We start from the raw sequence: 24259 nt of genomic DNA, 5'->3' as shown, positions 1-24259 counted from the left end.
ACACCAATCGCAAGGCCGCGGCCGCGCGAACGTTATTTTTTTGCCCCAGGCGCTGCGCCGCCTTTCGGCATTAACCAAACCAAAGGAACGTGATTCTCGTGCAGGTACTTGTCCGCGATAACAATGTTGACCAGGCTCTCCGCGCTCTCAAGAAGAAGATGCAGCGCGAAGGTATTTTTCGCGAAATGAAGATGCGCGACTACTACGAAAAGCCGTCGCAGAAGCGTGCTCGCGAGAAGGCTGAGGCTGTTCGTCGTGTTCGCAAGCTGGCCCGCAAGCGCGCTCAGCGCGAAGGTCTGGTTGCAGCACGCTGAGGCGGTGCCGTCGTTTTTTCGACGTTTTCAGGTGCATGTGTGGCGGGGGCGATCAGTGTCGCCGCCGCCTTTTTAATTTTTTGCCGCTGAAGATTGCATATCCGTTTGTCCGGATATGATGCATGGGGAAAGCGAGCCCGAATGGCTGTCATAACCTTCAATCCGTCCCGCTCTTTGCGTTCGCAGAAATCGGTCATGCTTGTCTCGCTGGCGCTTGCCGCCGCGCTCGGCCTTGCCGGTTGTGAAACGACCAACACCTCGGATGCCGTGATCCGCATCGACAAGGCACAGGGCTCGCAGGAAAACATCGCTTCGCTGACCGGCGTCATCAACGCCAATCCGCGCGATCCGGAAGGCTACAATGTTCGCGGCTCCGCCTATGGTCGCGGCGGCGAATTCCGCAAAGCGCTTGACGACTTCAACACCGCGCTGCAGATCAACCCGCGCTTCTTCCAGGCCTATGCCAACCGTGCGCTGGTCTACCGCAACATGGGCCAACAGGCCCAGGCGATCGCCGATTACAATGCCGCCCTGCAGATCAATCCGAGCTATGACGTCGCCTATATCGGTCGCGGCAATGTCTACCGCATGGCCGGCCAGGACGATCAGGCTTTCAATGATTTCTCAAAAGCGATTCAGCTCGGCACGACCGATGGTCGCGCCTATCACAATCGCGGTCTGATCTATCAGAAGCGTAATCAGCAGGACAAGGCGATCGACGACTTCTCCAAGGCGATCTCGCTGTCGCCGAATTCACCCGAGCCCTATAACGGCCGCGGCATTTCCTATATCGCGCTGAATGACAACGACAACGCATTCGCCGACTTCAACCACGCGATCGAGCTCAACGGCAACCTCGCCGAATCCTGGGCAAACCAGGCTCTCGTCTATGAGCGCCGTGGTGAGAAGGACAAGGCAATCCGCTCCTACCGCCACGCTGTCGGCCTCGATCCGAAATACCAGCCGGCCCGGGATGGACTTGCCCGCGTCGGCGGCACCACCGGTTGACGGATAACGGAAAGAGGTGGCGACGATGACAGCGAAACCGCATGTGATCGTCGTCGGCGCCGGCATCATCGGTGCCTCGATTGCCTGGCATCTCACACACAAGGGTGCAGCAGTCACCGTCGTTGGCGAAGAACTCGGCGGCGTGGCGACACCCTGCTCTTTTGCCTGGATCAATGCGAGCTGGGGCAATCCCGAATTCTATTTCCATTTTCGCCGTCGGGCGATGGCCGAATGGAAGCGACTGGCACGGGAACTGCCCGGCCTGCCGCTCGCCTGGTGCGGCGGTCTCTGCTGGGATAGGCCGGCGGCAGCTCTCGAAGCCTATGCCGATGAACATGGCCGCTGGGGCTACGGTATCAGCCGGCTGAACCGGGAAGAAAGCGCGCTGCTCGAACCCGGCCTTGGCGAATATCCGGATTTCGCCCTCTATATCGCAGAAGAAGGTGCGGCGGAGCCTGTTGCCGCCGCACGTTTGATGCTTGCTGATGCCGAGGCACATGGCGCGACATTCGTTCATGCCACGGTCAACGGTCTGTTGCAGAGTGCCGGACGAATCGTCGGGCTTGTCACGTCGGAAGGCATGTTCGAAGCCGATCATGTCGTGCTGGCCGCAGGTGCAGGCTCAGTTCCGATCGCCGCCTCAGCGGGGATCACATTGCCGCTGTCCGCACCGGCCGGCCTGATCGTGCACTCCCGTCCTGTCTCGAAGCGGTTGAACGGCCTCGTCATGACACCGCAGCTGCATATGCGCCAGACGGCGGAAGGCCGTATCATCGCCGGCTCGGATTTCGGTGGCGGCGATCCCGGTGAAGATCATCAGGCAAGTGCAGCGGAACTCTTCGCACGCGTGAAAGCGATGATCATAGACAATGCCGATCTGAAGTTCGATTTTTTCACAGTCGGCTATCGCCCGACACCGGCTGATGGTTTTCCCATCATCGGCAATGCGGGCCTGCCGGGTCTCTATGTCACGGTCATGCACTCCGGTGTCACGCTTGCTCCGCTTGCGGGCCTTCTTGCTGCCGACGAGCTTCTGTCAGGCAAGAGTGACGAAAGCCTCATGCCCTTCCGGTTGCAGCGCTTCACCGACGCAGAATAGTCCATAAAAAATTGACGATTTTGCACCTGACTATTTTAGTAGGTTGCAACCAAATGCCCCGCCCCCTAACATGATCCCGCTTTGATAGCGGGCTATTGGGCGGTACGAAATGTAAGGGGCGTTTGCGAGCGATGCGGATTCTTGCTTTCGTTAGACTCTGCGAAACCGAGCTTCCCCAGCATCCAGTCCCGGCAGTTCGGGGGCGGTATCGATGAGGTTCGCCGTACGTCTTTTTCCGAAAGCTTCCATCGGAACATATCTTATCGCCATGGCCGTGGCGATTGCGCTGCCGATCTTTGCCTTCGTTGCTCTTCTTCTCATGCAGCTGGAAGACAATCAGCGGTCTACGCTCAAGCGCGAAACCGCGCAGGATGCGCTCGCCCTCTCACGCACCATCGACCGCCAGCTTCAGGATATGGCAACGACGCTTCGGCTGCTGTCCTCCTCGCCGGAGCTGGAGAGCGGCGACTATGAGTCTTTCTACAATCGCACGGAAACAGCGCTGCGCGGCGATACGCTCTATGTGATCGCCGTCGACAGGGCCGGGCAGCAATTTCTGAATACTCGTCGCGCCTTCGGCACGCCACTCGGCAAGACGACGAACATCGCGGCTTTGGAAGCCGCGATGAAGTCCGGCCGGATCGAAGCCTCCGACGTCTTCATGGGCGCGACGAGCGGCATGTGGGTCTATAACGTCACCCTGCCGCGTGACGAGGATCCTGTCGCCGCATTGATCATCACCCAGAATGCCACCGATCTTGCAAAGCTCGTCACGACAGAGGGCCTTGCCTCCGGCTGGTCGGCGGCGGTCATCGATCAGGGTGGTCATGTCGTGGCGAGCCGCGGCCCTGCCAATCTGCAGCCTGGCGAACCCTTCGACCCGCGCATCCTGCCTTCGCTCGTCGCATCCAGCGGCGTTTTCGAAGACAGCGATATCCTCCCACATGCCCTGTTGGGCTATGCGCAAATTCCCGGTTGGTCCTGGAAGACCGTGGTATGGGGGCCGATCGCCACCGCCCAGGCACCGATCCTCAGCACCTGGCGCTTCCTGTTGATCGGCGGCCTCGTGCTGCTGCTCGTTGCCGTACTTGCCACCTATGCCGTTGCCCGGCAGGTCCGCTCGACGATCCGCGAAATAGCAGACATGGCGAACCGGCTCGGCGAAGGCCATATCGTCTCTCCCGTCGAAACCAGTGTCATCGAGGCCAACCAGGTGGCGATTGCGCTTTCCAACGCCTCTTTCGACCGTAGCCAGAGCGAAGACCGGCTGCGCTTCGTCATGCATGAGCTGGTTCATCGCACCAAGAACCTGCTGACGCTTGTTCTCGCAATGATGCGCCAGCTCTCCAAGCAGGCCGACAGCGTCGAGACATTCCGGCTGGCCGTCGCTCACCGCCTTGAGGGACTCGTGCGCTCGATCGAGCTTCTGACGGGCGAGCAATGGTCCGGCGTCTCGCTGCATCGCGTCATCGATATTCATCTCCAGGCCTTTCCACAGGCTCGCGAGCAGGTGAAAATCGAGGGCATGGATTTCATCCTCAAGCCCGATGCCGTGCAGAATCTCGGCCTGGCGCTGCATGAACTCGCCACCAATTCGGTGAAGTACGGAGCGCTCTCCGTACCACAGGGCCGTGTGCGCTTCGAATGGCAGCCAGCAGAGGACAACATGTTGCGTTTCACCTGGACTGAAAGCGGTGGCCCGCCCGTCAGCCCGCCGTCGCGCACCGGTTTCGGCACCACCGTCATCAAGGCGCATGCCGCCTCCGCTTTCCGGGGCAAGGTCGATGTCGACTTCCGCCCGGAAGGTCTCGTCTGGACCCTCACAGCCCAGCGTGGGACGATGGAGCGCGAGTAGCGCAAGCGGAACAATCACTGCAATCGCCCGTTTCGAACAGGTCATTCAAAAGGAGAAGGACCATGTTCAAGCAAACCATGATTGCCGCGGCAATCGTTTCGGCTGCAACTTGGGCCAGTTCGGCCGCGGCAGCCGACTATATGTCGCTTGGCCGGCTCGTCTGCGGATCGGATGGCGGCCAGGGACTGATCGTCACTTCTGAGAAAAACCTGATTTGCACCTATACGCCGGCTTCCGGTGGCCCTAAGGCGGTCTATGCCGGCAAGATCGAGAAATTCGGCATCGATATCGGCCAGACCGGCAAGAGCGTGATGATCTGGCAGGTGCTCGCCAAGACCGGCATCAACATTCCTGATTTCGCACTCGCCGGCGAATATTACGGCATCGGCGCAGATGCCAGCCTCGGCGCCGGTGGAGGTGCCAAAGTCATTGCCGGTGGCACCGACAAGGCTTTCATGCTGCAGCCGCTGAACCTGCAGGCGCAAGAAGGTCTCAATCTCGCCATCGGTGTCGAGAAGATGACGCTGGTGCCGGGCGAGATCTGAAGTGCACCGATAAAAGAAAAGCCTGCCGAAGCGGGCTTTTCGGTTAGTGGGCGATTGCCTTGTTGATCTCTTCGGTCACCTTCTTGGCGTCCCCGAGCAGCATCATCGTGCCGTCCTTGTAGAACAGCGTGTTGTCGATGCCGGCGTAACCCGAGCCGAGCGAACGCTTGACGAAGAGGCAGGTTTTGGCCTTGTCGACGTCAAGGATCGGCATGCCGTAGATCGGCGAGGACTTGTCGTCGCGCGCCGCCGGGTTGGTGACGTCATTGGCGCCAATGACATAGGCGACATCGGCCTGGGCGAATTCCGAGTTGATGTCCTCAAGCTCGAAGACTTCGTCATAGGACACATTGGCCTCGGCAAGCAGCACGTTCATATGACCCGGCATGCGGCCGGCGACCGGATGAATCGCATACTTTACTTCCACGCCGTTCTTCTTGAGATTGTCGGCGAGTTCGCGCAACGCATGTTGTGCCTGCGCCACCGCCATGCCGTAGCCCGGCACGATGATGACCTTGGAGGCATTCGCCATCAGGTAGGCCGCATCCTCGGCCGAGCCGAGCTTGACGATCTTCTCCGACGTATCCGCAGCGCCGCCTGCCATCTCGCCGCCGAAACCGCCGAGGATGACGGAAAGGAAAGAGCGGTTCATGCCCTTGCACATGATGTAGGACAGGATCGCACCCGATGAGCCGACCAGCGCACCGGTAATGATAAGCGCCAGATTGCCGAGCGTGAAGCCGATGCCGGCGGCAGCCCAACCCGAATAGGAATTCAGCATCGACACGACGACAGGCATGTCTGCGCCGCCGATCGGCACGATCAGCAGGATGCCGAGTAACAGCGAGAGCGCAACGACCGCCCAGAAATCCAGGTGGCTCTCAGTAACCGCCAGACTGATGATGAAGAGCACGATCAGGACAGCGAGGGCGATGTTGATCAGGTGGCGGAAGGGCAAAAGGATCGGCTTGCCGGACATACGTCCATCGAGCTTCAGGAAGGCGATGATCGAGCCGGTGAAGGTCAGCGCGCCGATCGCCACACCGATCGCCATTTCGATGCGTGCTTCCGTATGGATCTGGCCAATCTCGCCGATACCGAAGGCATCAGGCGTATAGAGCGCCGATGCCGCGACCAGAACCGCGGCAAGACCAACCAGCGAATGGAAGCCGGCAACGAGCTGCGGCATCGAGGTCATGGCAATGGTGCGGGCAATATAGGCGCCGGCGCTGCCGCCGATGGCAAGACCGAGAATGATGAGCACGAAGCCGCCGAAGTCAGGCGTCGCCAGCACCAGCGTCGTGAGGATGGCAATCCCCATGCCGATCATGCCGTAGAGATTGCCCTTGCGGCTAGTCGCCGGATGCGAGAGCCCGCGCAACGCAAGGATGAAGAGAACGCCGGAGACGAGATAGAGGAAGGCTGCAAGATTGGTCATCGGCCCCTCACTTGTCCTTCTTGCGGTACATCGCCAGCATGCGCTGCGTGACGAGGAAGCCGCCGAAGATATTCACGGAGACGAGCACGAGCGCCACGAAACCGAAGCCGGTCGCAAGACCACTTGTCGAAATGCCGACGGCGAGCAGCGCACCAACGACAATGACCGAGGAGATCGCGTTGGTAACGGCCATCAACGGCGTATGTAGCGCCGGCGTTACCGACCAGACGACGTAGTAGCCGACGAAGATCGACAGCACGAAGATCGCGAACTGGAAGACGAAGGGATCGATTGCACCGCCGGTGGCGGCACTTGCCGCTTCAGGCGCCTGGGCAGCAGCGGTGATGACCGCGGTGACGGCCTGGTCGAGTTGCTCCAGAGCCTTGTCCATTGCTTCACTGGCCATCAGTTATCCCCCTTCTTGGCGCCGCCGAATGCCGGATGCACGACATCCCCCGCATAGGTCAGAATCGTCGCCCTAATGAGCTCGTCCTCGAGGTTGAGCACGACCGATTTCGTTTCCTTGCTCACCATCGTCTCCAGGAAGGTGACGAGGTTCTTGGCGTAAAGCGCTGAGGCGCTGGCCGCCACACGGCCCGCCATGTTCGGAAAGCCGATCACCTTCACACCTTCGACATCGGCGACCTGCCCGGGAACCACACCTTCAATATTGCCGCCCCGCTCGACTGCGAGATCGACAGCAACCGCCCCCGGCTTCATCGAGGCCAGCATGGTGCGCGAGACGAGCCGCGGCGCCGGACGGCCGGGAATGAGAGCCGTGGTAATGACGATGTCCTGCTTGGCGATGTGCTCGGTCACGAGCGCAGCCTGCTTCGCCTGATAGTCGGCCGACATTTCCTTGGCATAGCCGCCGGCCGTTTCCGCCGCCTTGAACTCGTCATCCTCGACGGCGATGAACTTCGCGCCGAGCGAAGCAACCTGTTCCTTCGCTGCGGGGCGAACATCGGTTGCCGAAACGGCGGCACCGAGACGGCGCGCCGTCGCAATCGCCTGGAGGCCGGCAACGCCCGCACCCATGACGAAAACCTTGGCGGCAGGAATAGTACCCGCTGCCGTCATCATCATCGGCATGGCGCGATCATAGACGACGGCTGCCTCGATGACCGCCTGATAGCCTGCAAGATTGGCCTGCGACGAAAGCACATCCATGGACTGCGCACGGGTGATGCGCGGCATCAGCTCCATCGCGAAGGTGGAAAGACCGGCGCGGGCCATCGCGGCGACTGCCTCGTCATTGCCATAGGGATCCATGATGGCAATGACGACGGCACCCGTCTTATAGCCGGAAATTTCGCTTTCGCTCGGCCGGCGGACCTTGAGGATCACATCGGCGGACGCGGCATCTGCGAACGTGCCGATTGCGGCGCCCACGGCCTCGAACTCACAATCCGGAATGCGAGAAAGTGCCCCTGCGCCCGCTTCGACGATGACATCGAAGCCGAGCGACTTTATCTTTTTCACGGTTTCGACAGACGCGGCAACGCGCGTCTCATCGCCCGTGATTTCCTTTGCTACGAAAACGATATTGGCCAACTGCCCCCTCCTCCGGGTCAGCTGGGCCGTGGCAGGCTGCTTGCCTGCACGGGCCAAGCATCTACATCACAAAGTTCGGAAGACCGTGTCTTCCCGCAGGCCGCGCTTAGCGGAGCAGGAAGATGCCGGCAACGAGGATGATGAGGAAGACGAGGATGCCGCCGAGGAAACCGGCGCCGCCGAAGAAACCGGCAGCCATGGCAAGCATCAGGGCGATCAGAAGCATCGAGCCGTATTTCGTGCCGGCAATGAACATGTTGTAGGTCTTTTCATGTTCCTTGTAGTCCATCGGCGCGCCGGTCTCGACCGGTCCGGTATGATGTTCGGCCATGAATATCGTCTCCCTGAAATGCCTTAGCGCTGCCTGATTCCCTCGCCTCGGCGAGGCAAATCCCCACCCGCAGGGATTACACAATGACGGGCGAAAGCGCAATGCATGAGAATGCCGCAGGGACACTCCGCAACGACCTCATCAGAGCGAGGAAGAAGACCTGAACGATCGTGTGGGGAGTGGGCGACAGATACGGTCTTCGCCTGCCACCCAACCCCTCATCTGCCCTCACGGACATCAACTCTCTACCGCGAAGAAAGGGAAATCACAGCGGCAGGTCAGTGCCGAGTTCTCCTGGCGGCACGAAACGCGCCGTCGGAATGATGGTGAGCGGCGGCAACGTGTCGTTCGGATTGCGCGAAAACATCATGCGCTGCTCGCTGGCGCCGGAGATGAAGAAGGGGTAACGCGTCAACAGCTTGCGCCCGACCTCGACCACATTCGTCGCCATCAGCGTCACGTCAACCCCGTAACTCTTCGCCAGTCGGCCAGGCACAATGGTATCGGCGTAGAAGACCCGCTTGTAGAAGGCGGCATGCGGGGGCCGGACGGACTGAATAACGCGGTCAGCCCGGAAATACGCTGCCGCAACGATGGCGGGTCTCAGCGTCAGATAGGGAACCCATGGCATGTTGGCGGTGATCTCCGGATCGGCCGCGAAACGCGCCGGGTCGATCAAGGTCAGCCCGGCGTCCAAAAGCTCATCCATCGCCTCGGGAAAGGCCTCTCCGGACCGGCTGATACGATGCTCCGGCGTCACATGGTGAATTCGGATCGTACTGACCAGTTCACCATAATAGTAGAGACCGAAGATATAGGCATAGCTGTCGAAATCGACATCATCTAAGAGACCCTCCGGGGCAAGCGACAGCGCGCCGTGGGCCTTGTAGGCCTTGTAGCGCAACCGCTCCACCTCTTCCATGTCTTCGCTGCTTTCGACACGGCGATATTCGACATGATCCAGAATTTCCAGGATTTTCCTGCTGAAATCGCCACGCGTAAAAAGTGTGTCTGACATTCTCTTGATCCGCTCGTTAACGGATCATTAATCATACGCCGCCGATATATAGGCAAGAAAATCTGAGAATTTGCGTTAAATTTAAATTATTAAGGTTAACGGCGTGCGAGATTTTTCGGCTGAACAACCAATCACCTGCAGGCGGCTCAGGCGGCCTTGGTGCGACGGCGCTGGACGGTGCGGCGGCCGATGATGCCCTCTTGCAGCAGCGTGATGTTCTGGGAAGGTACGGGCGGCGAGAAAACATAGCCCTGCACGAGATCGGCGCTGCGGTATTTGTTGAGCAGCGCCAGCTGCTCCTCGGTCTCCACACCCTCGATGACGATCTTCAAACCCAGTTCGCGGGCGAGATTGACCGTGCCGCGCAAGAGCTTGAGGCGGCGCGCATCCTCGACGATGTTGCGCACGAAGGAGCGGTCGATCTTGACGATATCGAGCGGCAGCGTGTCGAGATAGCTGAGGCTGGAGAAGCCGGTGCCGAAATCGTCGATGGCGATGGTGATGCCGCGGGACCTGAGCTCCGCCAGGATGGCGCGCACCGCCGCCGGTTCGTCGATCAGGCAGCTCTCGGTAACCTCGAGATGCAACCGCGCCGCGGCGAGGCCGGAATGAGCAAGCGCATCGGCGACGACTGAAAGGATGTCAGCATCGCGCAGATCCCGCGCTGAAAGGTTGACCGAGACGGCGATATGTTCCGGCCAGGTCATGCATTCGCTGCAGGCCTTGAATAGCACGAAACGAGTGATGTCGGAGATGATGCCCATATCCTCGGCGAGCCGGATGAAGACGTCGGGTGGGATCGAACCCCTCTCCGGATGCACCCAGCGCGCCAAGGCCTCGGCACATTCGATCCGCGAGCCGTCGGCCCTGAACATCGGCTGGAAGACGAGATGCAGCGCTTGGGCCGAGACCGCGTCGCGTAAATCCGCCTTCAGCTTCTGCTGTTCGATATAGCGGCCGTCCATCTCCCGCTCGAAGCCTGAGATACCGCCCTTGAAACGCGACTTGCTTTCGAACAGGGCAAGGTCGGCCTTGACGCTCCATTCGTCCATCGCGAACGCATCGCTTTCGAGGATCGCATAGCCGGCGCTGAGCGAAACGAGAAAGGTTACTTCATCGACCTCGTAGCGGCCCTGGATCGCGGCGTGAACGCGGCGGATTTCGCGGTCGAGCGACGCCTGCTCCTTAGCACGCGGGAAGAACAGGATGAACTGATCTCCCATCAGCCGACCGAGAATGGCATTCCCGGAGGCCTGCTTGATGCGGGCGGCGATAGCGCAGAGCAGATGGTCGCCGGTCACATGGCCGCGCATGTCGTTGACATGTTTGAACTCGTCGATATCGAGCACCATGAAGCCGAGCGGCCCGTTCTTCTTCGGATACTTGGCAAAATACTCCTGCACCAGCTGGCCGAAATATTCCCGGTTGGGCAGGCCGGTCAGCGCGTCGAAACGCACCATGTGCAGGATCTTCTGCTCCGCCTTCACCCGGCTCGACACGTCCTCGAAGATCAGCACGGCGCCGCCGTCCGTCCTGCGGCTGGCGGAGAATTCGAGCGACAGGCTCTCGGGAAAATGAATGAGCGTGCGCGACAGGCTGCCCTCGGCGACCTGGGTGAGTTGGCGCAGGATGAGCTCCGGCTGCGAGCCATCCATGAAGCTGTAGCGCGCGCCATAGCGCAGCACGGCACCGAGATCGCGGTCCTTCAGCCGCTCCGGCGCACCGATCTTCAGAAGCTCGCAGGCCTTGCGATTGACCACCTGGATGCGGTTTTCGGCATCGACCATGACGAGGCCGTGCGGCATGTTGTTGAGCGCCGTATCGAAACGGTCGGCGATGATGGTGATTTCCCGGCGCGCAATGACGTTCTCATAGAGAAACTCGCGCACGCCGTTCGCCATGGCCCGCGTCGTCAGCCAGAAAGGAATGAGGAAGATCGAAAGCACGCCGCGATAGAAATCCAGCGCCAGGAGGCTGCAGACGATCATCGGCAGGCAGCAGAAGAGCGTCTGGAGGTCGACTGCGAAGCGCGAGCCGTAGTTGCGGCCGACGACGGAAACCATGGTCGCCATGGTGACGGAAATGCAGGCAAGCTCCGCAAATGAATCATGCACGACGAAGATGGCGTAGCCACTGGCGATGCCGAGGAGCGCGGTGGTGCAGGCTCCACTGGCAACGAGAATCCGCTCCCAACGCTCGATTCCGGCGTGCGACAGGCTCTGCTTGTCGACACGATCGAACCGCCGGAAGATCACCATGCGAGCGCTGAAGACCAGAAGGAAGGCGACTGACAGCAGGATGTAGATGGAGTACTGCGTCTTGGCAGCCACGGCAAGGCACGTCGCAACATGCACAATCACGCCAACAAGAAGCGTCATGCGGTTCCCGGACAGGGAACTCACAAACGACAGATACACATCCTTAGGGACCCTGTTCGGGTTATGTGGCTTCATCCATACTTTCCCTGTGCGCGGGAAATGTAAATCGAACCCTTTAAAAATTGATTTCAAACGGTTCAAACATTTGGTCAATTTTTCTAAAACCCTAGGATGAACCACGCATCCCAGGCGCGATAATGCAGCTTTCTCGCGAGGTTTTTGAAAAATATATCCGCGCCTGAGTTGCCGGAATTTTCCAACGGGATCACAGGGTCTAGCCGTATACGACTATACTCCAAGGCGGGTCATTTATCCTTCCAATTTCAAAAACCCTGGTTTACACCGGTTGCAGGGGAAGAACTGCCGAAAACGGCAAGATAATAAGGGGAGGCGAATGTCGGTATTCCTGGCCGTCAGTCGGCTGATCGACTCGATCAGCGAGTTCATTGGCAAACTATCCGAATATATGGTGTTGTTCTGCTGCCTGATCAGCGCCGGCAATGCCGTCGTCCGCTACGCCTTCAACTACAGTTCAAACGGCTGGCTCGAGATCCAGTGGTATCTCTTCGCCTTCGTCGTGGTGCTCGGCGCCTCGCATGCGCTGCGCAACAACGAGCATGTCCGCGTTGATCTGATCTATGGTTCGGTTTCCGACAGGGCGAAGATCTGGATCGACATCGTTGGCCTCATCCTCTTCCTCATTCCCGTCTGCATCTTCCTCACCTGGGTCTCCTGGCCCTTCTTTGCGCTTTCCTACCGGCAGGGGGAAATATCGGGCAACGCCGGCGGGCTGATCCGCTGGCCCGTCAAGCTGGTCCTTGTCGCCGGTTTCGCGCTGCTCTCCCTTCAGGGCGTTTCCGAGCTGATTAAGCGGATCGCAGCCGTTACCGGCCATATCAGCATCGACACGAAATACGAAAAGCCGCTGCAGTAACGCGCCCCTGGAGGAACGGATTTGTTTGATTTCGGCATCATTCCGCCGGCCATGTTCCTGGGCATGGTCATCTTTATGCTCTACGGCTTTCCGGTCGCCTTTTCGCTGGCCGCCGTCGGCCTGTTCTTCGGCATCGTCGGTATCGTCACCGGCCATTTCGACGAAGCCCTCCTGCAGGCGCTGCCGCTGCGCTTCTTCGGCATCGTCTCCAACGACCTCTTGCTTGCCATTCCCTTTTTCACCTTCATGGGCGCGGTGCTGGAGCGTTGTGGGCTGGCCGAAGACCTGCTCGAAGGCACCGGCAAGCTCTTCGGTGGCATTCCCGGCGGCCTGGCCTATGCTGTCATCCTCGTCGGCGCCGTGCTTGGCGCGATCACCGGCACCGTGGCCGCCTCGGTCATCACCATGGGTGTGATTTCGCTACCGATCATGCTGCGCTACGGCTACAATCCGCGCCTTGCTACCGGCGTCATCGCCGCCTCCGGCACAATCACCCAGGTGATCCCGCCCTCGCTGGTACTCGTCGTTCTCGCCGACCAGCTCGGCAAATCGGTCGGCGACATGTATCGCGGCGCGATCGGCCCGTCGATCCTGCAGGTGGCGATCTTCGTGCTCTTCATCCTGGTGCTGTCGATCGTCCGGCCAAAATCGATGCCGCCGCTGCCAAAAGAAGTGCGCGGCGACTTCAATTGGGCGCTGCTCATGAAGGTGCTGATGGGCATGGTGCCGTCGATCGTGCTGATCTTCCTCGTGCTCGGCACGATCTTCATGGGTCTTGCGACGCCGACGGAAGCCGGCGCGCTCGGCGTCGTCGGCGCCATGGTGCTCGCGGCCATGAACCGGCGCCTCACCTGGCCGCTGATCCGCGAGGCGATGACATCGACCACGCACATCACCTCCATGGTTGTGATGATCCTTATCGGTTCCACCTGTTTCAGCCTGGTCTTCCAGGGCATGGACGGCTCGCGCTGGATCGAGCATATGCTCTCAGGCATTCCCGGCGGCCCGGTCGGTTTTCTGATCTTTGTCAACATCTTCATCTTCGTGCTCGCCTTCTTCCTCGATTTCTTCGAGATCGCCTTCATCGTCATCCCGATGCTCGCCCCGGTCGCCTCCAATCTCGGCATCGACCTGATCTGGTTCGGCGTGCTGATCTGCGTCAACATGCAGACGAGCTTCATGCACCCGCCCTTTGGCTTTGCGCTCTTCTACCTGCGCTCGATCGCCGGCCGCGAGGTCAAGACCTCGGATATTTACATGGGTGCGCTTCCATGGGTCGGCATGCAGCTGATCCTGGTGGCGATCGTGATCTTCTGGCCACAATCGGTGACCTACTGGCTGGACCATGGCCCGAAGGTCGACCCGAACTCTATCAAGATTGAAGTCCCGGGCTTCGGCGGTCAGCTCGGCTTGCCCCCGCTCGGCGGCAACAATGGCTCGCCGCAGATCCCGGGCCTGACCCTGCCGGCCCTGCCGAGCGCGCCTCCGCCTCTACCTGCGCAGTAGAGCAATTCCAGTAAAAGTGTGCAGCGGTTTGCGTCCGGAATTGCGTGAAAAACAAAGAAATAGAGGAAAACAAAAGCCCCGGATTTTCATCCGGGGCTCTTTTATTGATATCGCCGAGAAGAGGAAGATCTCTTAGATCTTACCCGCGCGCTGCTGGATCATCATGAACGTATCGAACGTGTATTCCGAGAGCTGCATCCAGAGATAGGCATCCCGCTTGAAAGCAGTCTGGTCATCGTAGATCTTCTTGAAATATTGGTTCGTGCCTGAGATTTCGTCGTAGATGCCCATCGCGGCCTGGAAGCAGGCTTCCATGATCTCCTGGCTGAACGGCCGCAGCGTTGCGCCTTCCGCAACAAGCTGCTTCAGCGCGCTCGGGTTCTTCGTATCGTATTTTGCCAGCATGTTTGTGTTGGCGAAGGCACAGGCGTCGTTGAGCGCTGCCTGATAGTGCTTCGGCAGGCTGCTCCACTTATCGAGATTGAAGAAGGCATGCACCGTCGGGCCACCTTCCCACCAGCCCGGGTAATAGTAGTACTTCGCCACCTTGTGGAAGCCGAGCTTCAAGTCGTCATAGGGGCCGACGAATTCTGCCGCATCGATCGTTCCCTTTTCCAGCGCCGGATAGATGTCGCCGCCGGCGATCTGCTGCGGGATGACGCCCACTTTCTCCATGACGCGGCCAGCGAGACCGGCAATGCGCATCTTGACGCCCTTGAGATCGTCGAGCGTATTGATTTCCTTGCGGAACCAGCCGCCCATCTGCGCTCCGGTATTGCCGGCCGGCAGGGCATACATGCCCTGTGTGGCATAGAATTCGTTCATCAGTGTATTGCCGTTGCCCTGGTAAAACCAGGCATTGGTCAGGCGGCTGTTCAGTCCAAACGGAATGGCCGTTCCGATGGCGTAGGTCGGATCCTTGCCGACGAAATAATAGGAGGTGGTGTGGGCTGCCTCGACAGTACCCGCCGCCACCGCATCGACGGCCTGCAGGCCGGGGACGATTTCGCCGGCTGCGAAAGGCTGGATCGTGAAATTACCGTCCGTGGCAGCCGAAACATGCTTGGCAATATCTTCGGCGCCGCCGTAGATCGTGTCCAGGCTCTTCGGAAACGACGAGGTCATACGCCAGGCAATCTTCGGGTTTTCCTGCGCAATTGCAGGTGCTGCCAAAGCAGTCGCGGCAACGGCACCGGCGCCGGCTGTTCCCGCCTTTTTCATAAATGAACGACGATCCATCAAAAACCTCCCGTATAGATGGCACTGCGTGGTCAATCCTCACCCCTACCCGCAGTAATGGCAAAGCTAAGCATGGCGGAAGAAGCGTTTCAAGCTTTAGTCTATTAGTCTTTGGGATCACGACGCTTCTGTGGCACACGCCACACATCCATCGGAATCAGCAGCTTAGCTGTATCGTGCCGGCCGCTTCCGCGATGAAGCGACCGGGCTTGCCTTCAGGAGAAACGATCAATGATGATCGTCGTCCTCGTCGTCATGCTCATGTTTCAGCCAGGTGCAGAGTTCGGCCGGAAGCAGTTTTTCGTAGGCGTCGTCGCTGCCCACGAACTCTCCGAGATCCCTGACGCTGACGAAACCGACATTCGGGAAATGCTCCGCAGCGCTGCGCAGGAATTCGAACTTCTCGTCGCCGATACCAACCATGACATAGTAAATCTGCGATTCAGCCTGTTCGGCCTTCTGCAGCAAGTCCCAGGCCGCGTCCCTGTCGGAATTCTCCCCGTCTGTCAGGAAATAATTGATTGCCGGAATGCCCGATCGCGTTTCTTCACCGAAGGCGTCGCGCCGCATGCCGAAGATCATGCCGAGCAGGCCACCTGCCTCTTCTTCCTCCATCAGCCCGTAAGTCATGAGGTTCGAGCGGATGACCGGACCGTAGTCAGTGCCGCCCCACAGGATCGGCTGGACTTCCTTGTTGCCGACAATCTCGCGCTGAATGTAGCCCTCGTAATTCTTGGCCGTGGCAGGCGTCAGTGACGCCATATTCTGCTTGTTGGAAAAAGCCCAGGTATCGATACGGCCATCATCGTCGAAATAGAGAGCGACGGGAAGGATACGCTCCAGCGCTGCCTGCACCGCGCCGGATTTGAAAAGGTCGCTCATGGAGCCAGAGACATCGATATTGATGCCGACCTGCGCCGGAATGCGCTCGTGAATGCCCTGCTTCTGCAAAACGAAGCCGACGCGGCGAACCTCTTCCTCCGGTTTCTGTAGCTTGAATGTCGTCACGGCCTATTCCTCTCCAGTTTGAGTTTTCCAAGAATGCGGGTGTGAAGGTCGCGAAGCGGCACCGTTGTCCTTGCCTGCTCCGCCGATTGAGCGGTTAGGGCTGCGGAATATGCCGCATGCCAGGCAGGCAGGTCTTCCTGCAATAGGCCCTCGGCCAAGCGGGCGAGCGCTTCGATTTCCTGCGAGACGGCCGCAACGGTCCAGATACTCATCTCGACGGTCGCCTTCGTGGCCGAAAGGCTTGATGTCCGTGTCTCCAGTGCTTCAGACTGCGAGGCATAATGAGCCTGCCGCTCGCGGTCGGACAGTTGAAGGCTACTGATGTGGTGGACGAGAAATCGACCGGCAAGAATATGCCCGGCAAGGTTATTCGAGAGTGACTTATAGGCCTTGCCAACAGCACGTACCTGCTTGGCAACGGCAACAATCTCGGGCGCAAGCACGTTAAGTTCAGTCGCCAAAGCCCGCACCTCCGGATAGAGGCGAGAAAAAAGGCCGGCAGGATCACGGGGCGCGGCTAGAGCCTTGACGGTATTGAGAAAACCGCCGCGGACAGCAAACACCCTGTCCGGATCGAGGTCCGTCAGGCGCTGCAGCAATCCGGCCGCGAACCGTCTGCCCTCTGCCACAACTTCACTGCTGACGATCTCGAGTTCGCTTTCCGCCAGTCTGCCGTGCTCGGTCTGCAGAGCAGCACCAAAGCGGACCACATCATCGAAATAATGATCATCGAGATTGGTGCTGTCGACGATCCGCAACGCCGCTTTTGCCACAGCCTCGGTCGCATTCGCATCCATGCCCCGGAGGTCGGCGATGCCGCAGGAGATGCGTTGCCTCACCTCCCCGGCGGCTAGAACCCGTGGGCGATCGCCCTTGGGCGTGGGAGAACGGGGCGCACCGAAGAGTATCTTCGGCTGATTTCCGTCCTTCGGAGCGGCGACAGGCTCGGGCGCGGCACTTTCCGGGAAAAGCACCCTGGGCGATCCGCCCGGCTTTTTCTCCGGCGGTTCATCTGCCTTGCCGCTGGTCAAGCAGAGCCTCCGCTCAGCCGAGATAGGCCTGGATGACATCGCCGAGCCCGGCATTCGATCCCGCGCCGACGGCATAGAATTTCCAGGATCCGTCCGCCTGCTTCAGGAAGGACGCAACCTGGATCGTCGTCTTGCCGGCAAATTCGGCCGTCAGCTGATAGCGGCAGAGCTCGTCGTCCATGGCATCGCAGACTTCGATATAGGCGTTCTTGACCTTGCCGAAATCCTGCTTCTTGCGAGCAGCATCGTGGATCGTTGCCCAAACGGCGAGCTCGGAAATCTCGTGCGGCAGCTTCGCCAGCACGATCTTGAACTCCTCGCGAAACCCCTCGTCGTGATGACCGCCGCCATGATGATCGTCATCGTCATCGGGCTCCGGCTTCGTGAGAGCGCCGCGTCCGGTGCGGTCGTCGCGCTCATGCCACATCGAGCCGTCATCCGTCTGGAAGGATCCATCGGCATTCTTGGACAGTGATCCCTCGGGATTGCTGGAGCTGCGCACGAATGCGTAACACAGTGCATGCGAACCGTCATTGTAGAGCCGCGCCCGGTTTAAATCGCCACCGGGATGAACCAGCGCAAAACAATGGACATCGAGGTCGAAGGCCGGGCCGGAGCCTTCCGGCGGATCCCAGACCAATCCGGAATGAACGAGCTGGATCTCTTTCTGGATCTGGAACGACTGACCCTTGTTGAGATTGAAGGTTGCCATGCGCTGTCTTCTCCTGAGGTCTCAGATCGGGCGGGCAATCACGATCTGGCGTGCTTGTTCAAGCTTGGTACGGGCGGCGGCATAACGCTCCTTGTTGCGCTCGCCTTCGGCAACGACCTTGTCGGCGATCGCCCGCAGCCGCTGGGCGGTACCGAGCACAAGATCGGCATCCGCAAGCCGGGTTTCGCCAGCTGCCTTGACCGCATTGACCGAAACATCTTCGAGCACCTGCGAGCCATATTGCTGCAGCGAGGCCCGCAGCTCACGCCGCATGGCATTGATCTGCTGGATCGACTGCATCTGGAAGAGCGCATGCAGCCTGATCAGGATCGACTTGATGTCGTTGAATTCGGCATTGGCAGAGGAGACGGTGTCAGCGAGCGTCGCAAGAGCCGCACCCCGCGCAATGCCGATCGAGTCGAGATCCGTCGGCGCCTTGGCGTAAGCCGTTTCAAGAACGAGCACGCGGTTCTGGAAGATATCCAGCTTCTGCGAGAAGTCGCGAGCCTCCTGAACCTTGAGCGGATCGCCCGAGACCGCTTCTTGCTTTAGCCGTTCGAGATCCCTGCCTGCGTCAGCGATGATGCGACGGCCGGCCTCGACGAAGACCCCGAGCGAAACGATGGTATCGCGATATCCCTTCGCCAGGGTGCTCATGCGCGAGACTTCGAGAATGAGCTTGCCGCTTTCCTCATCAATCTGGGCTTCCATCGGCTTGATGAGATCGCTGAGCGACTTCGCCTTGCTCTGCAGCATGCCGCGCACTTCATCCGTCACGGCCTTCAGCCGTTTGGCGGGGTCGCCAAGACCGATTGCGATCAGCAGACGTTCGAGAAAGCTTCCCTTCAGCTTCTCCCGGATGCTTGCCTCCAGCTCTTTCAGATCCGCATCCTTCACGCCCTCGCGAATCGTGCGGAAAAGCTCGAAAAGCACCGGCGACTGGGCGTTGGTGATCTGCGAGAGAATAGTATCCAGCTTGGCACCGAAACTGCTGATGGCTTCCTGGCCGAAGGTAACAAGCGTATGCGGCTCTGCCGTCGCCAACCGATATCGTTCTGCCAGATCGCTGATATCGCCAGCCTTTTCCAGCGGAAGCACGACGGTCACTACGGCAGGCGGGCCGCCAGCCGCGATCGACGGCATGAGGTCAGGTTTCGTCTCGAGTGCCGTCGTCTTCGGTTCCGACATGCCGTCAATCCTCTTGGTCCGTCCTCTTAACGATACGGTCAAGCCGCACGAAAATTACGAACACAGGTTGCATAAATCAGGTGGAATGTAATTCAAGGGATGACACTCGGCAACACGATCCCCAACAATATTGGATGTGTTTACCGACATTCCAATATTGTTGCGTTTGAAACTTGAAAGAGCTGGAAAACTTTAAAATCAATTATTTAGCCAACTTCCAGTAAACACCGGACTTTTGAGGGGCCGCAATTTGGCCACCGCGTGCATCCAAGCGTTGACTTCACGGTCGATCTGGCCGCACAAACATCCGATATTGTTTTGTTCGGGGCAAAAAATGACGAAACCGATCGTTGCGATTCCTGCCGATATCCGCAGCCTTGATGGCGCGACCTGGCATGCAGTGCAGCAGCAATATGTGCGCGCGGCGCTGAATGCTGCCGGCGTAATGGCCTTCATCATTCCCGCCTTTGAGGAAGGCTATGACACAGATGCCATTCTCGATCGCGTGGACGGCGTGCTGGTTTCCGGCTCGGCAAGCAATGTGCATCCCTCGCTCTATGGCATCCAAGCCACCGAAGCCGATGGCCCCTTTGACCCGGCCCGCGACGCCACCAGCCTGCCGCTCATCCGCCGCGCCATCGACCGGGCTGTCCCGCTTCTTGCCATCTGCCGCGGCATTCAGGAATTGAATGTTGCGCTTGGCGGCTCGCTTGCGAGCGAAATCCAGGAACAGCCCGGCATCTGGGACCACCGGAAACCCGATGTGAAAGATCGCGACAGCATGTATGCGATCCGCCAGAGCGTCTTCGTCAAGGAAGGCTCCTGCATCGCCGGTATCATCGGCGCCGGTGAAATTCGCGTCAACTCGCTGCATCGTCAGGCAATCGGCAAGACCGCCCCGCGCCTGCAGGTCGAAGCCACAGCAGAGGACGGCACGATCGAAGCCGTCTCCGTCATCGACGCCAAGGCCTTCGCAGTCGGCGTGCAGTGGCACCCGGAATACTGGGCCGAGACCGACAAGCCCTCGAACAAGCTCTTTGCCGCTTTCGGCGATGCCGTCAGAGATTACGCCGCCAGCAAGTTGCCGCTGCTTCAGGCACAGGCAATCGCCTGAAAACGGAAAGGCCGCCGGATCGCTCCGACGGCCTTCTTCATCTCCAACTCAATGGCTCAGCGACCGCCTTCGATCTTGCGGTGACGCTGGTTGGTGCCATTCGCACCATACGGATATTGCCCCGGCGTCGGCGCGCTGACTTCGTTGAGCTTTGCCGTCTCTTCGGCCGAAAGCACGAATTCCGCCGCAGCGAGATTGTCGGCGAGCTGTTCGGATGTGCGTGCGCCGAGAATGACCGAGGTCACTGCCGGACGCGCGGCCACCCAGGAAAGCGCCACCTGCGCCATGCTGACGGCGCGTGCCTTGGCAATCTCCTCGACAGTGCTGATGATATCCCAGGTCCGCTCCTGCGCGTTACGGGCAGCATAGGCCTCGCCGCCGCGATTGGGATTTTCGCCGAGGCGCGTCGCACCTGTCGGCGTCTCGTCGCGCTTGTACTTGCCAGTCAGCCAGCCACCGCCGAGCGGCGACCAGGGCAGCAGGCCCATGCCTGCATCCTGGCAGGCATCGACGATCTCGAGCTCGATGTCGCGCATCAACAGGTTATACTGCGGCTGCAGCGTCACTGGGCGCGTATAGCCCTTTGCCTTGGCGATCTCGGAAGCCTTGGCAATGTGCCAGCCGACATAGTTGGAGAAGCCGTAGTAACCGATCTTGCCCGCGCGAACGGCATCATCAAGAAATCGCAGCGTCTCCTCGATCGGTGTCAGCGCATCCCAGGCATGCATCTGGTAGAGATCGATATGCTCGACGTCGAGGCGACGCAGCGAGTCGTTCAGCGCCTGATTGAGATGGCGGCGGGAAAGGCCGATATCGTTCGGCCCGTCGCCCATCGGGAAACGGCCCTTCGTGGCGATGACAGCCTGCTTTGCCTGCGCGGGACGCGCCTTCAGCCAGCGACCGATGATCTCCTCCGATACACCGTTGCTATAGACGTCTGCCGTGTCGATGAAATTGCCGCCCCAGGCGAAGTAGTCGTCGAGCATCTTGAAGGAAGCCGCCTCATCGGACTCCTTCCCGAAGGTCATGGTACCCAGGCAATATGCGGTGACGATGGCCCCGCTGGGACCGAGCTTGCGATAATCCATTTCTGCCTCCTTCCAGAGGCGCCGGCTGCCCGCACGAAAAGTCGCCGGGCGGAGCAGACGCTCCCCGATCAAATCGCTATGTGTAAGCTTGAGACGGCGAAATGCCGCCGATGAAATCACGGCCGCTGGGAATGGACGCGGCCGGAGGTAATCATAGCCAATCCTTCCCGGTCGACCAAGTGGGAAACAGGAAAAAGACTAACGGCAAAATAGGAACAAGCGAAACGCGCTCTCCGCCTTCACGGAAGGAGGGGGAACGGCCTATTGCTTGACCGAAGTTTCCGCAACGGGTGTCACCGGCTTGCCCTGCTCGAACCACGAGACGAGGTTTTCCGCCACCAGATCCGCCATCGCATTGCGCGTCGGGATGGAGGCCGAGCCGACATGCGGCACCAGCACGGTATTCGGTGCGGAAAGCAGACCGGCCGGCACGTTCGGCTCGTCATAGAAGACATCGAGGCCGGCGCCACCGATAGTGCCTGCATTGAGCGCAGCAATCAACGCATCCTCATCCATCGTCCAGCCGCGGCCGACATTGACGACGATGCCATCAGAGCCGAGCGCAGAAAGAACCTCCGCGTTGATCGTGCGGTGCGTCTGCGGCGTTTTCGGCACGATCGCAATCAGCGTGTCGACGGCCTCGGCAAGACCCTTCAGCGTCGGATGATAATCATAGGGCGCATCGGCATGGCGGGAGCGGGTGTGATAGCTGATCTTCACCTTGAAGGGTTCCAGGCGCTTGGCGATCTCAAGACCGATGCGGCCAAGGCCATAGAGGCCGACATGGCGGCCTTTCAGGGAAAAGCGCGTCAGCGGATAGGCAGAACCCGGCTTCCAGTTGCCGCCCCGCAGCCAGGCCTCGGCCTTCGGCAGCTCGCGAATGGCGTTTAGCAGAAGCGCAATGGCTGTGTCGGCCACCTCGTCGTTCAACACGTCGGGCGTATTGGTGACGATGATGCCCTTCGAACCTGCAAGCTTCGCATCGATGCCGTCGTAACCCACCCCGAAACTGGCGACGATCTCCACATTCGGCAATTGTTCGAACCAGGCGACCGGGAAAACTCCGCTGAGCGCCACGCCGCGAATACGTTTCGCCGTCTCGGCATCGAGCTTCAGCGTCTCGTCGCGATCGACGGTTACTACCTCGAAACGATCCTTCAGCTCGGCGAGAACGCGATCATGTATCTTCCCGGGAACGAGAACGGCAATGCGGGACATGGCTTTTCCTCTTGGCTTCGGCGGTCAGGAACGCGGCCGATAAGGGCTTGTGGACTGGCGGATACGCATTTCCGGCTTGATGAGATGGATGCCATCAGGCTCATGACTGCCGGCAAGTCGATCAAGTAGGGCGCGGGCGGCAAGACGTCCAACCTCCGTCTGGCCGTTCCAGACGGTGGTCAGTGCCGGCGTGGCGATCGAAGCTTCCTCCAGATCGTCATAGCCGGTCACCGAGATATCGCTGCCAGGCACGAGGCCCGCGCGGGCGATACCGTTCATAAGGCCGATCGCGACCAGATCGTTCCAGCAGACGGCCGCCGTAGGCTTCTGCGGCAGGGAAAGGAAATGTACCGCGGCCTCGAAACCGCCCTGCTTCGAGCGCGGGCCGGGAATGCGCAGGTTCGGATCGACCTCGATGCCGGCCTTGCGCAGCGCATTGACATAGCCCTGATAGCGGTCGCGCCCAGTCGAGGTCTGGTCCGTACCGCCGATCATCGCGATCGTGCGATGGCCGAGGCCGATCAGGTGGTTGGTGGCAAGCGAAATGCCGTAGCTGTCGTCGCCGCGATAAGTCGGCACATCCTGGCTGTCCATGGAACGGGCGACGAGGATCGCCGGCATGCCGTTTTCTTCCGCGAGCTGGATATCCTCCGGCGGCGTGCCGATCGCCGGCGACATGATGACCCCGTCACCACCGAGCTGCAGCAGGGTTTCGATGAAGGTGCGCTGCTTCTCGACGGAATCGTAGTGATTGGAGAGAATGAAGGTGTGGCGGCTGCGATCGAGTTCGCTTTCGATCGCCTTCAGGATTTCCCCGTAGAACGGGTTCATGATGTCGTGAACAACAACGCCGATAATGCCGGAGCGTGACGTGCGCAGGCTGGCGGCGCGGCGATTGTAGATGTAACCGAGCGCGCGGGCCTGTTCCTTGATCTTTTCGCGAGTATTGCCGGCAACCAGCGGACTGTCGCGTAAGGCAAGGGAAACGGTCGCCGTTGATATGCCGAGTGTTTCGGCAATCGTCGAAAGCTTGATCTTCTGAACCACGTCTCCTCCTCCGGGCAACGCGTGAAGCTGGTCGACGGCTGCCGCGGTGCAACGCCAGCCTTAAAAAGTTTAATTAAAAGATTTAAGCGGCGCAGGCAATTCGCCTTTTGAGGAAATTTTCAGTCTTCCTCATCTTCGTCGACATGCATTGCCTCCGCCTGCAGATTGGCGTCGATCGCCTTGAGCAGACGCACCAGATTGCGGATCTCCTTTTCGGAGAAATCGAGCGTCGCCAGCTTGTCGCAGGAGGAAGCCGCAAGCTCGATTGCCTGCACGCTGCCACGACCGAGTTCAGTGAGGTATACCTTGGTGAGGCGGGCGTCTTCGGCGTCAGGCTTGCGTTCCAGGAAGCCCTGAGCCTCCATGCGGCCGATGGTGCGGGTCATGGTGGGCGCCTTGACACCGAGCTTCTGGGCAAGCCCGCCGGCTGTCATACCATCGCTTTCGGCAAGGGAAGTGATGACCCCGTCCTGGCCGGCATAGAGACCACTTTCAAGAAGGTTGCGCGACAGGACCGTACGCATGGAGCGAGCAGCCTGCGTCAGAGCCGGCGAAAGATCGACAAGCGTATACTCGGTCTGGTCCTTCTTTTTCTTGTGCTTCTTGCCGTCCTTATGCTTCTTGCCCATTGCCA

At 59.8% G+C, this 24259-nt stretch carries 23 protein-coding genes; 8 read left to right on the top strand and 15 right to left on the bottom strand.

Annotation, left to right across the window (positions count from 1 at the left end; genetic code table 11):
• The first annotated feature begins 98 nt into the window (after positions 1-98).
• The 5 genes from rpsU (at position 99) to ACR9ZQ_RS28780 (ending at position 4821) form a co-directional block, all read left to right on the top strand.
• Positions 99-314: a 30S ribosomal protein S21 gene (rpsU, locus tag ACR9ZQ_RS28800; protein WP_003542939.1), complete on the top strand. Its 216-nt coding sequence runs from the start codon at positions 99-101 to the stop codon at positions 312-314.
• 141 nt (positions 315-455) lie between these two features.
• Positions 456-1322, top strand: coding sequence for a tetratricopeptide repeat protein (locus ACR9ZQ_RS28795; RefSeq protein ID WP_310383717.1), 867 nt, complete (start codon positions 456-458; stop codon positions 1320-1322).
• Positions 1323-1347: 25 nt separating this feature from the next.
• Entirely contained in the window at positions 1348-2421 is a 1074-nt protein-coding gene (locus tag ACR9ZQ_RS28790) for an NAD(P)/FAD-dependent oxidoreductase (protein WP_310383720.1), read from the top strand.
• A 211-nt stretch (positions 2422-2632) separates the two neighbouring features.
• Entirely contained in the window at positions 2633-4276 is a 1644-nt protein-coding gene (locus tag ACR9ZQ_RS28785) for a sensor histidine kinase (protein ID WP_310383722.1), read from the top strand.
• A 62-nt stretch (positions 4277-4338) separates the two neighbouring features.
• Positions 4339-4821, top strand: coding sequence for a DUF992 domain-containing protein (locus ACR9ZQ_RS28780; protein WP_481429175.1), 483 nt, complete (start codon positions 4339-4341; stop codon positions 4819-4821).
• 43 nt (positions 4822-4864) lie between these two features.
• Here ACR9ZQ_RS28780 and ACR9ZQ_RS28775 read toward each other — a convergent pair whose 3' ends face one another.
• The 6 genes from ACR9ZQ_RS28775 to ACR9ZQ_RS28750 all read right to left on the bottom strand — a co-directional run bounded on the left by ACR9ZQ_RS28775 (position 4865) and on the right by ACR9ZQ_RS28750 (position 11615).
• The gene (locus tag ACR9ZQ_RS28775) at positions 4865-6259 is read right to left on the bottom strand and encodes an NAD(P)(+) transhydrogenase (Re/Si-specific) subunit beta (RefSeq protein WP_481429174.1); all 1395 of its coding nucleotides are present in this window, start codon (positions 6257-6259) and stop codon (positions 4865-4867) included.
• Positions 6260-6266: 7 nt separating this feature from the next.
• On the bottom strand, positions 6267-6665 hold the full coding sequence (locus tag ACR9ZQ_RS28770) for a proton-translocating transhydrogenase family protein (protein ID WP_007817406.1): 399 nt from the start codon (positions 6663-6665) through the stop codon (positions 6267-6269).
• Positions 6665-7813 carry a Re/Si-specific NAD(P)(+) transhydrogenase subunit alpha gene (locus ACR9ZQ_RS28765; protein ID WP_481429173.1) on the bottom strand — a complete coding sequence of 383 codons (1149 nt, stop codon included), beginning with the start codon at positions 7811-7813 and terminating at the stop codon, positions 6665-6667. Before ACR9ZQ_RS28765 ends, ACR9ZQ_RS28770 begins: the two co-directional genes overlap by 1 nt.
• Positions 7814-7919: 106 nt before the next feature.
• Positions 7920-8144, bottom strand: coding sequence for an aa3-type cytochrome c oxidase subunit IV (locus ACR9ZQ_RS28760; RefSeq protein WP_007817412.1), 225 nt, complete (start codon positions 8142-8144; stop codon positions 7920-7922).
• 265 nt (positions 8145-8409) lie between these two features.
• Positions 8410-9162 carry an N-acyl amino acid synthase FeeM domain-containing protein gene (locus ACR9ZQ_RS28755; RefSeq protein ID WP_481429172.1) on the bottom strand — a complete coding sequence of 251 codons (753 nt, stop codon included), beginning with the start codon at positions 9160-9162 and terminating at the stop codon, positions 8410-8412.
• 146 nt (positions 9163-9308) lie between these two features.
• Complete coding sequence (locus ACR9ZQ_RS28750; protein ID WP_310383734.1) at positions 9309-11615, bottom strand: putative bifunctional diguanylate cyclase/phosphodiesterase; 2307 nt, start codon at positions 11613-11615, stop codon at positions 9309-9311.
• A 319-nt stretch (positions 11616-11934) separates the two neighbouring features.
• On the opposite strand from ACR9ZQ_RS28750, the gene ACR9ZQ_RS28745 reads away from it, so the two are divergent.
• The gene (locus tag ACR9ZQ_RS28745) at positions 11935-12474 is read left to right on the top strand and encodes a TRAP transporter small permease subunit (protein ID WP_113181518.1); all 540 of its coding nucleotides are present in this window, start codon (positions 11935-11937) and stop codon (positions 12472-12474) included.
• 21 nt (positions 12475-12495) lie between these two features.
• On the top strand, positions 12496-13980 hold the full coding sequence (locus tag ACR9ZQ_RS28740) for a TRAP transporter large permease (RefSeq protein WP_310383737.1): 1485 nt from the start codon (positions 12496-12498) through the stop codon (positions 13978-13980).
• 132 nt (positions 13981-14112) lie between these two features.
• Here the strand turns inward: ACR9ZQ_RS28740 and ACR9ZQ_RS28735 are convergent, their stop codons facing one another.
• The 5 genes from ACR9ZQ_RS28735 to ACR9ZQ_RS28715 form a co-directional block, all read right to left on the bottom strand.
• Entirely contained in the window at positions 14113-15219 is a 1107-nt protein-coding gene (locus tag ACR9ZQ_RS28735) for a TRAP transporter substrate-binding protein (protein WP_310383739.1), read from the bottom strand.
• A gap of 228 nt (positions 15220-15447) precedes the next feature.
• Positions 15448-16227: a VWA domain-containing protein gene (locus ACR9ZQ_RS28730; RefSeq protein WP_310383741.1), complete on the bottom strand. Its 780-nt coding sequence runs from the start codon at positions 16225-16227 to the stop codon at positions 15448-15450.
• A complete protein-coding gene (locus tag ACR9ZQ_RS28725) occupies positions 16224-17258 on the bottom strand; it encodes a hypothetical protein (RefSeq protein WP_481429171.1) in 1035 nt (344 codons plus the stop codon). The genes ACR9ZQ_RS28730 and ACR9ZQ_RS28725 overlap by 4 nt, the downstream gene beginning before the upstream one ends.
• A 13-nt stretch (positions 17259-17271) precedes the next feature.
• Positions 17272-17970 carry a TerD family protein gene (locus tag ACR9ZQ_RS28720; protein WP_481429170.1) on the bottom strand — a complete coding sequence of 233 codons (699 nt, stop codon included), beginning with the start codon at positions 17968-17970 and terminating at the stop codon, positions 17272-17274.
• Between the two features lie 21 nt (positions 17971-17991).
• A complete protein-coding gene (locus ACR9ZQ_RS28715; RefSeq protein WP_481429169.1) occupies positions 17992-19158 on the bottom strand; it encodes a toxic anion resistance protein in 1167 nt (388 codons plus the stop codon).
• Between the two features lie 334 nt (positions 19159-19492).
• Between ACR9ZQ_RS28715 and ACR9ZQ_RS28710 the strand changes: the two genes are divergently transcribed.
• The gene (locus ACR9ZQ_RS28710; protein ID WP_481429168.1) at positions 19493-20272 is read left to right on the top strand and encodes a gamma-glutamyl-gamma-aminobutyrate hydrolase family protein; all 780 of its coding nucleotides are present in this window, start codon (positions 19493-19495) and stop codon (positions 20270-20272) included.
• Between the two features lie 56 nt (positions 20273-20328).
• Here the strand turns inward: ACR9ZQ_RS28710 and ACR9ZQ_RS28705 are convergent, their stop codons facing one another.
• From ACR9ZQ_RS28705 to ACR9ZQ_RS28690, 4 genes are all read right to left on the bottom strand, one after another.
• Positions 20329-21360 carry an aldo/keto reductase gene (locus tag ACR9ZQ_RS28705; RefSeq protein ID WP_310383750.1) on the bottom strand — a complete coding sequence of 344 codons (1032 nt, stop codon included), beginning with the start codon at positions 21358-21360 and terminating at the stop codon, positions 20329-20331.
• A 261-nt stretch (positions 21361-21621) separates the two neighbouring features.
• The gene (locus ACR9ZQ_RS28700; protein WP_481429167.1) at positions 21622-22578 is read right to left on the bottom strand and encodes a 2-hydroxyacid dehydrogenase; all 957 of its coding nucleotides are present in this window, start codon (positions 22576-22578) and stop codon (positions 21622-21624) included.
• 24 nt (positions 22579-22602) lie between these two features.
• Positions 22603-23625, bottom strand: coding sequence for a LacI family DNA-binding transcriptional regulator (locus ACR9ZQ_RS28695; RefSeq protein WP_113321897.1), 1023 nt, complete (start codon positions 23623-23625; stop codon positions 22603-22605).
• Positions 23626-23744: 119 nt separating this feature from the next.
• Positions 23745-24254: a MarR family winged helix-turn-helix transcriptional regulator gene (locus tag ACR9ZQ_RS28690; protein ID WP_113321898.1), complete on the bottom strand. Its 510-nt coding sequence runs from the start codon at positions 24252-24254 to the stop codon at positions 23745-23747.
• Positions 24255-24259 lie beyond the last annotated feature (5 nt).

The sequence above is a fragment of the Rhizobium sp. KNZ14-9A genome (assembly GCF_056755015.1).
Note: the sequence above shows the minus strand (reverse complement) of the source record. Positions and strands in the feature narration are given on the sequence as shown.